At 41.4% G+C, this 15927-nt stretch carries 13 protein-coding genes; 6 read left to right on the forward strand and 7 right to left on the reverse strand.

Going from position 1 to position 15927, the window contains the following annotated elements; translation table 11 throughout:
* The first annotated feature begins 25 nt into the window (after positions 1-25).
* Entirely contained in the window at positions 26-472 is a 447-nt protein-coding gene (locus PIECOFPK_RS05705) for a type I restriction enzyme HsdR N-terminal domain-containing protein (RefSeq protein WP_409966706.1), read from the forward strand.
* Here the strand turns inward: PIECOFPK_RS05705 and PIECOFPK_RS05710 are convergent.
* Positions 443-1336 (reverse strand): 3-hydroxyacyl-CoA dehydrogenase family protein, encoded by an 894-nt coding sequence (locus PIECOFPK_RS05710; RefSeq protein WP_409966707.1) that lies wholly within the window; start codon positions 1334-1336, stop codon positions 443-445. The two genes, PIECOFPK_RS05705 and PIECOFPK_RS05710, sit on opposite strands and share 30 nt — an antisense overlap.
* 86 nt (positions 1337-1422) lie before the next feature.
* Between PIECOFPK_RS05710 and PIECOFPK_RS05715 the strand changes: the two genes are divergently transcribed.
* Together PIECOFPK_RS05715 and PIECOFPK_RS05720 are read left to right on the forward strand one after the other, a co-directional pair.
* Positions 1423-1890 (forward strand): ribonuclease domain-containing protein, encoded by a 468-nt coding sequence (locus PIECOFPK_RS05715; RefSeq protein WP_409966708.1) that lies wholly within the window; start codon positions 1423-1425, stop codon positions 1888-1890.
* Entirely contained in the window at positions 1887-2168 is a 282-nt protein-coding gene (locus PIECOFPK_RS05720) for a barstar family protein (protein ID WP_330973456.1), read from the forward strand. The genes PIECOFPK_RS05715 and PIECOFPK_RS05720 overlap by 4 nt, the downstream gene beginning before the upstream one ends.
* 14 nt (positions 2169-2182) lie before the next feature.
* Here PIECOFPK_RS05720 and PIECOFPK_RS05725 read toward each other — a convergent pair whose 3' ends face one another.
* The 5 genes from PIECOFPK_RS05725 to PIECOFPK_RS05745 all read right to left on the reverse strand — a co-directional run bounded on the left by PIECOFPK_RS05725 (position 2183) and on the right by PIECOFPK_RS05745 (position 9172).
* Entirely contained in the window at positions 2183-2650 is a 468-nt protein-coding gene (locus tag PIECOFPK_RS05725) for a VOC family protein (RefSeq protein WP_330973457.1), read from the reverse strand.
* 12 nt (positions 2651-2662) lie between these two features.
* Complete coding sequence (locus tag PIECOFPK_RS05730; RefSeq protein WP_330973458.1) at positions 2663-4018, reverse strand: efflux RND transporter periplasmic adaptor subunit; 1356 nt, start codon at positions 4016-4018, stop codon at positions 2663-2665.
* 21 nt (positions 4019-4039) lie between these two features.
* Positions 4040-5488, reverse strand: a complete 1449-nt coding sequence (locus tag PIECOFPK_RS05735; protein ID WP_330973459.1) for a TolC family protein — start codon at positions 5486-5488, stop codon at positions 4040-4042.
* 256 nt (positions 5489-5744) lie between these two features.
* Positions 5745-6467 (reverse strand): C40 family peptidase, encoded by a 723-nt coding sequence (locus PIECOFPK_RS05740; RefSeq protein WP_409966709.1) that lies wholly within the window; start codon positions 6465-6467, stop codon positions 5745-5747.
* 194 nt (positions 6468-6661) lie between these two features.
* Positions 6662-9172 (reverse strand): phosphocholine-specific phospholipase C, encoded by a 2511-nt coding sequence (locus tag PIECOFPK_RS05745; protein WP_409966710.1) that lies wholly within the window; start codon positions 9170-9172, stop codon positions 6662-6664.
* Positions 9173-9442: 270 nt separating this feature from the next.
* Between PIECOFPK_RS05745 and dnaE the strand changes: the two genes are divergently transcribed.
* From dnaE to PIECOFPK_RS05760, 3 genes are read left to right on the forward strand one after another with little or no spacing between them, the layout of a single operon-like run.
* Positions 9443-13111 carry a DNA polymerase III subunit alpha gene (gene dnaE / locus PIECOFPK_RS05750; protein WP_409966711.1) on the forward strand — a complete coding sequence of 1223 codons (3669 nt, stop codon included), beginning with the start codon at positions 9443-9445 and terminating at the stop codon, positions 13109-13111.
* Positions 13112-13128: 17 nt separating this feature from the next.
* Complete coding sequence (locus PIECOFPK_RS05755; RefSeq protein WP_330973463.1) at positions 13129-13698, forward strand: thioredoxin family protein; 570 nt, start codon at positions 13129-13131, stop codon at positions 13696-13698.
* A gap of 36 nt (positions 13699-13734) precedes the next feature.
* Entirely contained in the window at positions 13735-14220 is a 486-nt protein-coding gene (locus PIECOFPK_RS05760) for a GNAT family N-acetyltransferase (RefSeq protein WP_330973464.1), read from the forward strand.
* An 18-nt stretch (positions 14221-14238) separates the two neighbouring features.
* Here the strand turns inward: PIECOFPK_RS05760 and mqo are convergent, their stop codons facing one another.
* Positions 14239-15720 carry a malate dehydrogenase (quinone) gene (mqo, locus tag PIECOFPK_RS05765; protein ID WP_330973465.1) on the reverse strand — a complete coding sequence of 494 codons (1482 nt, stop codon included), beginning with the start codon at positions 15718-15720 and terminating at the stop codon, positions 14239-14241.
* Positions 15721-15927 lie beyond the last annotated feature (207 nt).

Here is a 15927-nt window from a genome sequence, read left to right on the forward strand (position 1 = left end):
TAAATTAATATTTATTTTTGGACTAATGATTTTTATTAAATATCCTCAACCCGATTTTAAAATAGAAATTAGAGGCGATCAACCGTATATATTTGACCATATCCGGCGCAAATGGCTGTTATTGCAGGATGAAGAATGGGTGCGTCAGAATTTCGTTCAGTATTTATTGCAGGTAATGAAATATCCCAAAACACTCATTGCGCTGGAAAAAGAAATTGTTGTAGGAGAACTGAAAAAGCGGTTTGATATTCTTGTGTACGATACACAACACAAACCTTGGATGCTCATAGAATGTAAGGGCCCCGATGTACCAATTACGCAAAATGTACTGCACCAGGTACTCCGTTATAATATTGCCATGCCGGCAGAATATTTAATATTAACCAACGGTAATTATAATTATGGATGGCAGAAAAAAGATGGCCAGTTGCAGGAAATCCACTCACTTCCTGAATTTCTCACTCACCACTAGTTCCTTACTGCCGGGTGTGTATACATAAAAGCCTTCGCCTGTTTTTACACCTAGCCGTCCCGCGTGCACCATGTTGACTAATAGTGGGCAAGGGGCATATTTGGGATCTCCGAAGCCTTCGTGCAGTACTTTCATAATAGATAAACATACATCTAGTCCGATAAAATCGGCCAGCTGTAAAGGTCCCATCGGGTGTGCCATGCCTAGTTTCATAATCGTATCAATAGCTTCTACATCAGCTACACCTTCCTGAAGTGTATAAATGGCTTCGTTAATCATCGGCATTAAAATACGATTGGCAACAAAGCCAGGATAATCATTGGCCAGAGCCGGAATTTTACCTAGCTGCTTGCTTAGTTCCACAATGGTGCCTGTAACATAACTGCTGGTGTGATACCCATTGATAACCTCCACCAGTTTCATCACCGGTACGGGGTTCATAAAGTGCATGCCGATCACCTGTTGCGGCCGTTGGGTGGCTGCGGCAATTTTGGTAATGGATATGGACGATGTATTGGTAGCTAATATGCAGTCCTGCGGCGCTATAGCATCTATTTGCCTAAATATTTGCAGCTTCAGGTTTTCATTTTCTGTAGCGGCTTCCACTACGAGATGCGCTGCTGCCACGCCTTGATCAATATCGGTACTTATTACAATGTTTTGTAAGGCGGATTGTTTCTCTGCCTCCGTAATCTGCCCTTTAGTTATCTGTCGGTCCAAATTTTTTGAAATAGTGGCCAGAGCCTTTTCTAGCTGTTGAGAGGAGATGTCAATAAGTGTTACATGAAAATTGTGTTGAGCAAAAACATGCGCAATACCGTTTCCCATAGTGCCAGCCCCTATGACAGCAACGTTGTTGATCATATGATAGGATTGTTAGTGTTAAATACTTGTAACAAATTTAAGCAACCCAGCCCAGCTAAAGGGAATTTATTAAGTAAGTTTGTATCATGATGCGTAATAGATGGGTAACATTTTCGACCCTTTTTCTGGTATTTCTGGCTTTGTATGCTTTTTTGAAAAAAGGCCATGATGGGGTCTTACCTTATGGTGGAGCTATTAGCGATCCAATAACGGATACGATAGCTATTGATGAGTTAACGAGAGAGGATGTGGTAGTGCCCTATGTGCGCATGCATAAAAAATTGCCGGATTATTATGTTACCAAAAGTGAGGCCCGGAAGCGGGGTTGGATAGCATCGGAAGGAAATTTGTGCGAAGTGTTGCCTGGTAAGGCTATAGGCGGCGATGTATTTGCCAATAGGGAAGGCCAACTGCCCAAGGCTGCCAAGCGAGTTTGGTATGAAGCCGATTTGAATTATCGTTGTGGCAGAAGAAATGCGCATCGTTTATTATACTCCAACGATGGGTTGATATATGTTACTTACGATCACTACAAAAATTTTGAAAAAAGATGAAGAAGGTAGCATTCGATTTTGAACGTATCGGTACCCTAAGTGATTTTTATAAAATGGCTCAAAGTCAGCTGGAACTGCCTTCTCATTTCGGAAATAATCTGGATGCGTTATGGGACTGTATTACCGGCGATATCGCCTTGCCGATTGAGGTTAAGTTTATCAATATGTCCATGAATCAGCTGGAAACCTTCGATAGGTTGATTCAACTTTTTGAGGAGGCCGCAGAACAACTGGGCGATGATTTCTCTTTCGAATATTATTTGAAAGCAGTGGGATAAATGATATCTCGCCGCTATTCAAATCCTTGCTGATCGTTGTTAATTTCGAGCCAATAGCCATCCGGATCTTGAATCCATATTTGTTGTACCCCATCAGGCCTTTTGGTAATACCGCTTTTATTACCGGCGGCATCTTCCCAGGTAATTTGGTGTTTCTTTAAAAGTTTGATAAAGTTTTCGAGAGAGGGTACACTAAAGCATACATGATGATTTTTGAAATATTCCTTTTTGTTTTCTGCCCCAGCAATCAGATGCAGCGATGTATGGGGCCCTGTTTTTAACCATACATGTCGTCCTATTTTAAACGGCTCTTCTATTTCTTCCAGGCCAATAATATTTTTATAAAACTCAGCCGACTTTTTTAAATCGGTCACATATAAAGCCTGATGGTTGAGGATGGCTTTAGGTTGCTCCTTATTTTGTGCATATGCACTGTTGATGGTAAATAATAATGACAGAATTACTACTATATATTGACGCATTACCAAATACATTTATTTTTTATCGAAAAGTTTTTCTTTTGGAACTACTTTTACTTTATCCCCATCCTTGAGGGTTTGGCTAACAACGCTATAAGGTCCTGTAGCCACAAGATCTCCGGCTTTTAGTCCTTGCGTAACTTCTATATAATTAATATCCTGAATACCGGTTTTGACAATCTGTTTTTTTACGACATTATCTTTGGTTACGATAAACACTACTTCTTCCAAATCATTTTCAGAGCTGTTTTCTTCGGCATCGCTATTATCAGCTTTTTCTTTTTGGGATTCAGCCACGCTTTTATCACTGCCTTTAATGCGTGCATTTACTGCTGCAATAGGTACAGACACTACATTATCTTTTTGTTTGGTTTTGATTTCAACTCTTGCATTCATTCCCGGCAGGAAGGGAAACTTTTTACCTTTGGATGCATCCAACAGATCCTGGTACGATGATTTATCCAAACGTATTCGTACTTCATAATTGGTTACATCGTTCGTTGTGGTTGTTCCTGCCAAAGCAGACTTCACACTACTGGCAATTTTAGTAACCACACCTTTAAATTTTCTATCATTATAAGCATCAATTTCCACATCGGCTACATCGCCAATATTTACCTTTACAATATCGTTTTCACCCACATCTACTCTTACCTCAATGGTATTCATATCGGCAATGGTCATCATTTCGGTACCGGCCATCTGGGCTGTACCTACTACTCTTTCACCTTTCTTTACCTTTAAAGAAGATACAATACCGCTTGTGGGCGCAACAATGGTAGCACGGCTCAGCGTTTTATCGGCCGATGTAAGGCCGGTTTGGGAAGAGCGTACACTAGCTTCTAGGCTGCGGATGTTTTCCAGTGCAGCTTCGTAATTAGCTTTGGCTGTAGCTAGATTGGTTTCGTGCTGCTCGAACTCGGCTTTGGAGATTACTTTATCGTCGTATAACTGTTTGTTGCGTTTGTACTGAAGTTCTGCCTGTTCTAGATTGGCCTTTAAAGCACCTAATGCGGCTTTACTATTGGCTACAGTGGCCATAGACTGGCTAACTCTTGCTGCCGCTTCGTCTCTCTGTAACGCATATACATCGGCATATATGCGTGCCAGGATTTGCCCTCTTGTTACACTATCACCTTCTTCTACGTTCAATTCAATAATCTCACCGCTGATATCCGGACTTATTTTTACCTCAACTTCGGGATACACCTGCCCACTTGCAGTTACGGTTTCGGTGATGGATCGTACTGTTGCTTCCTCTGCCGTAATGTTGATGAGTTTACGATTGCTTCCAAAATTTCCGGCAAATAGGAAAATAGCTGCTAGTACAGCTGCTCCGATGATTAATATTTTCTGCCAACGTTTACTCACGTGTGATAATTATTTGGGTGTTTAAAAATTTGATGTATCTGATTCTAGTTTTAATCCTTTGCCTTTATAAAATTCAAGTAGTTTCATCTTAAATACATAATCGTATTGAGCTGAAACCATGTTGATCTTGGCACGATATAGATTGTTTTGTGTGGTGATAAGGTCGATAGGTTGCAGTAAACCCACTTCAAATCTTTTTCGTGCATAATCGTAAGCTTTCTGTGCTGCCTGCACTGCCGTACGCGAGGCATTGAACTTTTCAATGGCTGCTACGGCATTGGTGTGTGCCTGATAAATATCTTGTTTAAGGGTTTGGGTTTCCTGCTCTTTCTGCAACGACTGATTCTCTACATTCAGTTTGGCCTTTTGCCAGTTGATTCGAGCCATTCCACCATTGAATATAGGTATGCTAACCCCAATACCAATGTTCTGATTAAAGTTGTTTTTCAGTTGTCGAAAATAGGTGTTTCGTTCGTAACTGGTGGGTTGGGTAATGGGAGCAGTAACGGTATAGGCTACACCATTCACCTCTACAGTACCAATGGGAGTGTTTACTACTTCCAGTCCTTGCGGTAACAATTTCTGAGCATTCGCATAACGTGCATTAAGTCCTCCAAATAACATTAGCGAAGGATACATGGCAGCTTTTGCTGCTTGTGCATTTTTTTCCAGAGCTTTCAGTGTAAGTTCATTTGCTTTCTGCTGGGGGAGGTTCTCCAATGCAGATTGATATACCACTTCAGGATCTAATTCTGAAAGGGGCTCTACCGGGATGGCATCCACGGGCGGTTCTGCAATGTCAAACGGCATTGCAGCGTCTAAATTCAGTAAAGCTTTGAGCTGTAACAAAGACAGGGTATAATTGGTTTGTGCTGTGATGAGATTGGAACTGTCCGTTGCATATTGTGTTTCGGCCTCGGCCAGATTTAATTCAGGTAAGGCGCCGGCTTTTACTTGTTTATTGATGAGCTCCAGTTGTTCTCTACTTTGGCTTAATTGTACTTTACTGATATTGACTTGTTCTTTGTTCAGCAGTGCTGCCAGATAGGCATTAGCAACATTTAGTGCTATGTCGTTGCGAGCTTTTTCAAGTCTTGCTTCACTGGCCTGTGCTAAATATTTATTAGACTCGGCAGTATTCCTTTTTCTGAACCAGTTGAATAAGTCCCATCCCAGATCCACACTATGATTGGCAAAAAAGATTTGGTTATTGGTAAACTGGTTGGATGTGGGGTCGATGGAGCGACCAAATTGAAACCCTGTACTATGCTGGCTACTTAAACTAGGATATTGAGCCAATACGCTTTGATCGTGAGTAAGCTTATCGAAACGGGCTTGTATATCGGCTTGTTTTATGGAGATATTGTTTTCTAAAGCATACTCAACACATCGTCTTAAATCCCATTTTTCCTGGGCGGCAACTGTAAGTGTGTAAAAACATACAGTTAGTATTGCCAGCGCTTTTTTCATAAAGTACTATGTAGTTAAAGATAAAAATACAATAGAAAAGAATAATTTGAAATATTTTATACTACGATTATTCGGAAAAGATCATTTCATTAGCAAAGTACAATGTGGTTTCCTCCTAATGTTATTTTAACTAAATAGGTTAGGATATCGCATTGTATAATGATGGTAAAGTTAGTATACTCTCATATTGCACAAAAAAAATTCCGGGATATACCGGAATTTTTGGAATGGTTAATTGGATTGATAAGTTTTAAAGTTAGTTGGCTGCATAATAGCTGCTATCGGTCTGTATTCTTCTTGCTCCCAGATAACGTGCAGCATAATAAGATTCGTCCAGATCACTTACAATAACACCCCGTCCTCTGGACGCATGAACAAATTTGTTATTGGATAGATACATTCCTACGTGAGAGATGCCTCCCGTTGTGTTAAAAAATAGCAAATCGCCTTCTTTTAGTTCAGAAGTTCTAATGGGATTAGCGGTTCTATATTGTTCACGGGCTGTGCGGGGAAGTTCGATATTGAATACGCTTTTATATACTTCTCTTACAAATGCACTGCAATCAATACCGCTTTTGGTAGTGCCTCCGTATCGGTAACGGGTGCCGTACCAATCGTCAATTACTTCCAACAACCTGATATTGGTAAGAGTGTGGGGCAAAATATTCAACAACGAAGCGTATTTGAGTTGGATCTCTGTAGGAATTGTCAGCGTGTTTAATGTTGCTGTGGGATTGGCTTTTGGGAGTTCTACTTCCAAGGTTTCTTCATACGATTGTTCTGTATGCAGTACATTTTTACGATAAGAACTCTGACTATATGCCGAAAAAGCCTCCTGCTGTTGGCTCAGAAGTGCATCCTCGTCTGCAGGAGTATTAATTGCTTTCTTATTTATAAATTTAGTATGTAGTTGTAAGGGCATTGAGCAACTGGTCATAAACAACGTGACAACCAGCCCTCCTATCATTATTCTTAGCATAAAAGTCAATCCTTTGTATCAAGTCCTCGTAATAAAACGCATTTCCGTTGTACGGTTACTATAAACGTTGACTTGCTTATAATATTGCGAAAGGCTTAATTTTTTTATTTTATTTAATAAAATTTATTTTTTTTAATTTTTATCTAATATGTGCTAGTTTATTTAAAAAGTATAAAGGGCAGTACATCTGCCCTTTATACTTGTTTTCCCATATAAGGATCCGTTATGCTTTCTTCGCCGGTTTCCACATGCCCCGCAAAACGCTGTTGCATCTTATTTCTCGATTTTACGGTAAAATCGTACCAGCTATGAGATTTGGTAAGATTGAGAATAATGTTGACGGTTTTTCCGGCGGCCACTTTTTGTACAATAGGCGCATTGCCATAGGCATTATCAATAATTTCTACCACCTGTTCTGTGGTGCCTTCATTGGAAATAGATAACTCTACATTACCTGTAAGACGGCGTTGATGTTGGTAGCCACAGTGGATGGTAATCTGGGGATCCTGAGCATCACCAATGAATTCGCGATAGAAGCCATTGGGGCCGTACACTCGCAAATGATAAGCACCGGTTGCAAAATCTTCCAGTTTCCAACTGTCTTCCAATTTATAACCTGCCGCCACCGTATAATTCCAAGAACGGTTTACTTCATATTCTTGGGGATTCGCCAATGCTTTGTGTTTGCCCATTGCATAAACCCGGAACGGAGATCCGGCAGCACGTTCTCCGAAATATTTTTTGGAGGCTTCAAAATTAATCGAGAATGTTTTTTTATCCTTGCTCAAGCGGCCATTCACGTAGAGCTCATAAGGAATGGGGCAAGCCCGTTTGGTACCGGCTTCTTGCTTGGGCAACCAGGCGGAATAATTTCCTTTTTCTAGATCGGATTTATTGGTTTTTTTAAATCCGGCCGGTTCGGGAGTGAATTTTGCGTTATAGATGGTTTTAATAAATTCATCGCGGTCCACAAAATCTACCTTTTTATCATTTTCCTTATAGGCACTGAAAACGGAGGTAAGATCGCCGCTGATAGCTCTCCGCCATGGGTTGATACCTTCAAACCGGATATTTTTTTTGAATTTTTTACTGCAGAAGTATTCTAGGAATTGCAAAGTGGAGGTGTGCTCGAATAATTGAGAGTTTACTTTTCCACCGCGTGTCCAAGGGGATGCAATGATCATCGGCACTCTAAAACCTAGTCCCACAGGGGCTTCCCGTGCTTGGCCGGGTGGAATACCTTGTTTTACTTCGTTCTCAAAGCGCACATGTTCTATTTCGGTGTCTATTTCTGGAGCACATTTTCCTGTACCCGGCACTTTGTTGTCTGAAATAGAGAAAGGCGGTATATGATCGTAGTATCCGTCGTTTTCATCGTAAGTGATGATGAAAATGGTTTTACGCCATACCTCGGGATTTTGGGTGAGAATATCTAATATTTCCGAAATATACCAGGCTCCGTACCAGGGGGCACTGGGATGATCGGAAAACTTCTGGGGACCAGCTAGCCAAGATACGGTGGGTAGTTTGCCTTCTTTTACATCTTTACGGAACTGATAAAAGATGTCTCCGGCTGGTACTTCTAATTCACGTTCTTTACCGTTGTCGATGTATTTAAATTTGGTGAGTTTACGATAATTGGGGTCTCCGATATTAGTGGTAAAAGCTCTGCGGAATAGTTCTTTTTCTTTTTCGGAGAGTTTTTCAAAATTTTCTTTATTCCATTTGGCAAATTCTGCACGTGCATTATCCAGCGCTTTTTGTTTGTCGCGTATGGCAGCCTTATTTTTTTCTTCATCCATTTCACCAGGGCTTGCTTGTTGTAGGGCATTGATTTCCCCAGGAAGGGTTTCTATTTGGTTGATAAGGCTTTGTATGTATCGAGGGGTAAATTTTACATTATATGCCGCAAAAAACTCTAGTAAGTTACATCCGAAGTTGGCCAGCCAGGAGCGTTCTTCTCCTTTAAATCCGCCTCCACAGGAAATTTCGTTTTGATAGAATTTCCAATCGATATTGTTTTCTGTGAGCAGTTCAGGAAAGCTCTTCCAGCGCATTTTCGCATGACCGTAATCGGTATTTCGAATATTGGCTTTTTGCAGACCGTTTTCCTCACTCATAATATTGCCTGTCCAAAAAAAGGAGCGGTTAGGCGTGGTGCTGGTCATTGCCGAGCAGAAATTTTGGTCACAAATGGTAAAGGCATCTGCCAGCGCATAATAAAAGGGTATATCTTCCCGAGTGTAGTATCCCATAGTAAGGGGTATGGAAGCATATTTTTTGTTGCCCGATTTTTTGGCCAATAGCCACTTATCATATTTCCCCTGATTATGAGCATCTACCTGACTATGGCGTGAGTGCGGTAGATCTCCCATCCAAGTAATTTTAGAGTTTTTGATATCCAGTCGGAATGGGGCATAAATATCGCCGTGTTCATCGGTCTGAAACCAAACGGGATTATTATCGGGCAATGTAATGGCACGAGGGTCGTTAAAACCTCTTACACCTCTCAGCGTGCCGTAGCTATGGTCGAAGGCACGGTTTTCCTGCATTAGTATTACAATGTGCTCCGCATCCAAAAAGGTACTTCCTGGTGCGGGATCTATGGCAAGCGCTGCTTTAATCGAATCCGGTATAAAGGCAGAAACACCGGCCGCTCCCGAAAGCAGCATGGCTTTTTTAATAAAATCTCTTCTGGTATCCATGACAAGCGTTTTGATATTTTGTTATGAAAAAATAAATGTATTAAAAAATGGATAAAGGAGCTTTAAGTTTCATTGAAAAAAATTAAATTTTGTTGAATGGGCCAGAAAAAATTGTAGCAGAGAGAACTAATACCTTTTTTAACTGTTCCTCAATAACAAAAGTTGTTGTTGATATATAACACTTGGCGGCAGCGGAGGAAAACCAAAAGATATCACCGCCCGAATGGTTCAAAAAATGATATTATTGCAGAGCGCTAAAAAATATCTATAATGAAGTTTTCGCATTTGCACGTACATACACAATATTCACTACTGGACGGAGCAGCTTCCATCTCCAACCTGTATAAAAAAGCTATTGCCGACGGTATGCCTGCACTGGCTATCAGCGATCACGGTAATATGTTCGGCGTCTTCCAGTTTGTGGCAGAAGCTTACAAAAATTTAGACGATAACGGAAAGCCCAAGGTGAAACCTGTAGTGGGATGTGAGTTTTATCTGGTTGAAAACAGGCACGAAAAAATTTTTACCAAGGATAAAAAGGATAAAAGATATCATCAGATATTCTTAGCAAAGAACGAGCAGGGGTATAAAAGTTTAACCAAACTTACCTCACTCGGATTTATTGAAGGCTTGTACGGAAAATATCCTCGTATCGACAAGGAGCTGATTTTACAATATCATGAAGGATTGATTGCTACTACATGCTGCCTAGGGGCATCAGTACCACAGGCCATTTTGAGAAAAGGAGAGGCAGAAGCTGAAAAAGAATTTAAGTGGTGGCTGGATTTGTTTGGAGAGGACTATTATGTAGAGTTGCAAAGGCACGATATTCCCGATCAAGAAAAAGTAAATCAGGTGCTCTTAAAGTTTGCTGCTAAATACAATGTTCCCGTTATTGCCAGCAATGATGCACATTATGTCGATCGGGAAGATTTTAACGCGCATGATATTTTGCTGTGTATCAATACTGGTGAAAAGCAGTCTACACCTGCTTATCGGGGAGATTTCTCAGATGAGGAGGTGAACATGAAAAACATGCGCTTTGCTTTTGCAAATGACCAGTTCTATTTTAAGACCACACAGGAAATGACGGAACTCTTTCACGATATTCCTGAGGCTATTGATAATACCAATGCTATTGTGGATAAGGTAGAGCTATTGGATTTGAAGCGTAACATTCTGCTCCCCAACTTTCCTGTACCGGATGAATTTAAGATTCATAAACAGGATGAAAAAACGGACAAGGGAGTGGTATCGGCCGATTCGCTGAACCAATGGGAGTATCTGAAACATCTTACTTATGAAGGCGCTCAGAAACGCTATGGATCTTTAACGCCCGAAGTAAAGGAGCGTATCGACTTTGAACTGTTTACCATCAAAACCATGGGCTTTGCCGGTTACTTCCTTATCGTAAGTGACTTCATCAAAGCCGGTAGGGAGCAGGGGGTGTTTATAGGCCCAGGACGGGGTTCAGCAGCAGGTTCTGTAGTAGCCTATTGTATTGGTATTACTAATATCGACCCGATAAAGTATAATCTACTGTTTGAGCGTTTCCTCAACCCCGACCGTAAAAGCATGCCCGATATCGATACCGACTTTGATGATGAGGGTCGTCAGAAAGTAATTGATTATGTAGTACAGAAATACGGTAAAAACCAGGTGGCACAAATCATTACTTATGGTACCATGGCCGCTAAAATGAGTATCAAGGACGTGGCGCGCGTAATGGATTTGCCTTTGCCTGAATCGAATGCATTGGCGAAGCTGGTTCCCGAAAAACCGGGTATCAGTCTTAAACGTGTATTACATGCACCCTTAACTTCCAAAGACGGCGAGAAATCGCTGAGTGAAAAAGAAGGATTAGGCTCCGACGACCTAGAAAATGTAAAAAAACTCAGAGAAATATATAATAGCGATACCCTGCAGGGAAGGGTACTACACGAAGCCGAAATTTTGGAAGGCTCTGTACGGAATACAGGTATCCACGCTGCGGGTATTATCATTGCGCCCAAAGACCTTACTGAGTTGATGCCGGTGAGTACAGCTAAGGACTCTGATCTTTGGGTAACACAGATTGAAGGTAGTGTAATTGAAGAGGCCGGGGTAATTAAGATGGACTTCCTTGGGCTTAAAACCCTTACCATTATTAAAGATGCTCTGGAGATGATTAAATTGAACCACGGAGTGGATATCAATATTGATGCTATTCCGCTGGATGATGAAAAAACCTATAAACTATATCAAAGAGGCGAAACCAACGGTACATTCCAGTTCGAAAGTGCCGGTATGCAGAAATACTTGCGTGAGCTGAAGCCCGACCGCTTCGACGACCTTATTGCCATGAACGCCTTGTATCGTCCAGGTCCTATGGCGTATATTCCTAACTATATCGATCGTAAGCATGGCCGCGAAGAAGTGGTGTACGACTTGCCGGAGATGGAAGAATATTTGAAAGAAACCTATGGCATTACCGTTTACCAAGAGCAGGTGATGCTATTGAGTCAGAAACTGGCCGGCTTTAGTAAGGGTGATGCGGATGTACTGCGTAAGGCGATGGGTAAAAAACAAAAAGCCGTACTGGATAAGATGAAGAAACAGTTCATCGATGGTGCGGTGAAGAACGGGCATCCTATCGACGTACTGGAAAAAATTTGGTCCGACTGGGAAGCTTTTGCGCAATATGCGTTCAACAAGTCTCACTCTACCTGCTATGCTTTTGTGGCTTATCAGACAGCATACCTGAAAGCACACTATCCTAGCGAATACATGGCCGCTGTACTGAACCATGCGGGATCGTTAGAAAAAATTACCTTCTTTATGGAAGAGTGTAAGCGTATGGGACTAAAAGTGCTGGGACCGGATATCAACGAATCGAGAAAAGGGTTTACCGTAAATAAAAAAGGTGAAATTCGTTTTGGTCTCGGTGGATTGAAGGGCGTGGGAGAAGCTGCCGTGGAAAGCATTATTGAAGAACGGCAAAAAGGGCCCTATACCTCCATATTTGATTTGGTAAAACGTGTCAACCTTCGTACGGTAAATAAAAAAACCATGGAGAGCCTGGCCTATGCCGGTGCTTTCGATTGCTTTAAAGAAGTACACAGGGCACAGTATTTCTTTACTCCGCCGAATGATAATACCAACGGACTAGAGAAGATTATCAAGTATGGTCAGGTTTGTCAAACCCAGGCACAGACGCAGACCAATACATTGTTCGGTGACCTAGGCACATCAATGGAAATTGAGCCGCCCAAAATTCCGGATTGTTCCCCATGGCCTTTGGTGGTGCAGCTGGGTAAAGAGAAGGAGGTTACAGGCGTATTTATTAGTGGTCATCCCTTGGATGATTATCGATTTGAAATGGAGTATTACGGTATTACGCCCATTGCACATGTAAATGAATATAAACTGAAAGAACCGGAAGAAATAAAATCTTCCAAAGTTTTTCGAGTTATGGGATTGGTGAGCGACGCGCAACATCGTATCTCCAAAACAGGAAGCAAGTTCGGTAGTTTTGTGATCGAGGATTATAGCGGGAAACTTGAATTGATGCTGTTTTCGGAGGATTATATCAAGTTTGCTCAATTGCTACAGCCCGATAACATTGTATTTATCCAGGGTTACTATAAACAAAGATTTAACGGAGAGTTCGATTTTAAAATTTCCTCCATTTGTCTGGCCGAAAGTGTGAAGAAAAATTTTACCAAAGGCCTGACGATTCAGCTGCCTGCCGCTGATGTTACAAATGAGATGATACAATTCATGCATCAAAATCTTAGAGTTCACAGAGGTTCGGCGAAACTCACTTTTTCCATTGTTGATGAGGAAGATGGCTTGCAAATAGAGCTGTTGTCTAATGGAAAGGGGTTTGAGATGAACAATGAGCTGATTGAATTTTTGTCAAACCAAGTGAACTGGCAGATAAAAGTAGACTATAACTAAATTATTGAAGATCGTTTATGCGTGCATTGAACTGGAAGGAGTATGTGGACTATATGCAAGAAATTGTAAATGGACATTATACACAACCTCCATATGATAAACCGGATTATCATCATTACACAAAAATGAATGAAGCGCGTCAGAGGCGCTGGTTGAAAGCTAATCCTTTAACTCAAGAAACTGTTGCTGCAATCAAACAAATTAATACTCCTCAGCAGTGGGTAGTGATTACCGAACCTTGGTGTGGCGACGCTGCGCACATTGTACCGATTATTTATCTAATGAGCACATTAAATAATAAGATTACCTTATGGTTTCAGTTGCGTGACAGCGGCTCCGAAATTGATAAATATTTGACCAACGGCTCTCGATCCATACCCATCTTAATCGTACGTAATGCAGAAGGAGATGAACTGTTTTATTGGGGACCGCGTCCTAAGCAAGGGCAGGAGTTATATTTATCGTTAGCAGCTCGTAAAGCTTCCTTGGATGAAATGATTGTTACACTGCAGAACTATTACAATGCAGACAAATCCTTAAGTATTCAGCAAGAAATTGTGTCATTGTTATCTGCACATTTGCAGTAACAAGCATGCTATTTTGTTAACCTTTAAACCCACATTATGATTGCGATTAGAAAGTCCCGTCCCGAAGATGAAGATGCCATATGGGATATTATTCGAAAAGTAATTGCCAGTGGCGACACTTATGTATTTGATCCAAAATCCTCTAGAGAAGACATGCTAGCATTCTGGTGTAGCAAGGACAAACATACTTATGTGGCCACCATAGATGATCGAGTTGTAGGTACCTTTATCATTAAAGATAATCACCCTGGTCTAGGCTCACATATTGCCAATGCAGCTTACATGACCGCTCCGGAGGCGCGAGGATTAGGCGTAGGAAAAACTATGGGATTGTATTCTATAGAAGAAGCTCGTAAACTGGGATACAGAGCGATGCAATTTAATATTGTGGTTGCCAGCAATACCAATGCAGTCAACCTTTGGAAAAAAATCGGATTTGAAATTATAGGAGAAATTCCGGAGGCGTTTAATCACCAAACAAACGGGTATACCAACGCATATATCATGTACCGCAGGCTGTAACACCTGCGGTACTTTTTATTAGACATCCAGTTCCAGTACTTTACTGGTACGGGCTCTTACTTCAGCTAGTAGTTGAGGATTATCTTCCAGATTTTGACCGAAGGAAGGAATGATCTTCAGCAAGCGTTCCATATTGGCTTCTGCTCTATCGGGGAAACATCTTTGCAGGAGTCTCAGCATAATGGATACCGCGGTGGATGCTCCCGGGGATGCTCCCAGTAGTGCAGATAATGTGCCATCGGCAGAAGTTACGATTTCGGTTCCGAACTGCAGAGAGGGACCATTGTTTTCATCATTATGAATGACCTGTACTCTTTGACCTGCTTGCTGTAGTTTCCAGTCGGCCGGATTCGCTTCAGGATAGAAGCGTTTCAGTACTTCTATTCTTTCTTCAAAAGTGAGGCTTAATTGACGAATGAGATATTTCTCCAAATCGAGATTTTTAATGCCCACTTTGATGAGCGGAAAGATATTCCAATACTTAACGGTGCCAAATAAATCCCAGTAAGACCCCTCTTTCAGAAACTTTGTAGAGAAAGTGGCGAAAGGTCCAAACAGCAAGGCTTTTTTGCCATCGATCATACGGGCATCCAAATGCGGTACGCTCATAGGAGGTGCGCCCACTTCGGCTTGTCCGTATACTTTTGCGTGGTGTTTGTTACTAACATCGGGATTCTTGCACACGAGCCATTGTCCACCTACAGGAAAACCTCCGTATTTCTTGCCTTCTGGTATGTCGGATTTTTGAAGCAATTCCAGAGATCCGCCTCCTGCCCCGATGAACACGAATTTGGCTACTACATTGAATTTTTTTCCGGTATTCAGATCTTTTACCCTGAGCCGCCAGCGTTTATCTCTTTGTTGTTCGAGATTCCTTACTTCATGTTGTAAATGTAGATGCGCTTTACCGCTGCTTTGTAATGAACGGATAAGCGCGCCCGTAATGGCTCCAAAGTTTACGTCGGTACCCAGTGCAGAATAAGTGGCTGCAATTTTTTCGGAGGGATCACGCCCTTCCATGATTAAGGGGGCCCATTTCTTGATTACTTCAGGATCTTCGGTGTATTCCATATGCTGGAAAAGAGCGCTCCCCTGAAGGGCCTCATATCTTTTCCTCAAATAGGCTACATCTTTTTCACCTCTTACGAAGCTCATATGAGGAACCGAGCGAATAAAATCTTTGGGGTTAGCCAATTTTTCTTGTTCGATAAGATAGGCCCAAAACTGTTTTGAAACCTCGAATTGTTCCATAATGGAACGTGCCTTTTCTGTACGTACTACACCATTCTCATCTTCCGGAGTATAATTCAATTCGCATAATGCCGCATGGCCGGTTCCTGCATTATTCCATGCATCTGAGCTTTCTCCGGCTACATAGTTCAATCGTTCGAATATGTGAATGGATTTGTCGGAAGCAAACTGGTTGATAAGCATTCCTAGTGTGGCAGTCATAATTCCGCCACCAATCAGTGCAACATCTGTTTCTAATGTTTCTTTCATTGTTTTATAACCTATGTAATATATGACTTAACTGTTTCCACATTATGTTGAGGTGAAAACCTATTACTGATAGTTTCTGAAGGGGAAACGTCAGCCTTCGGATGTTGATACCTCTCTACGGTACAGGTTTTTATTGCTGTGAAATGTTTATAAACCTTGTTCATTTACAGTTCTGCACCATCCTGTCATAACATGTTATTTTAAAGA

The organism is Chitinophagaceae bacterium C216, assembly GCA_028485475.2.
In the GTDB taxonomy this organism is placed as follows: domain Bacteria; phylum Bacteroidota; class Bacteroidia; order Chitinophagales; family Chitinophagaceae; genus Niabella; species Niabella composti.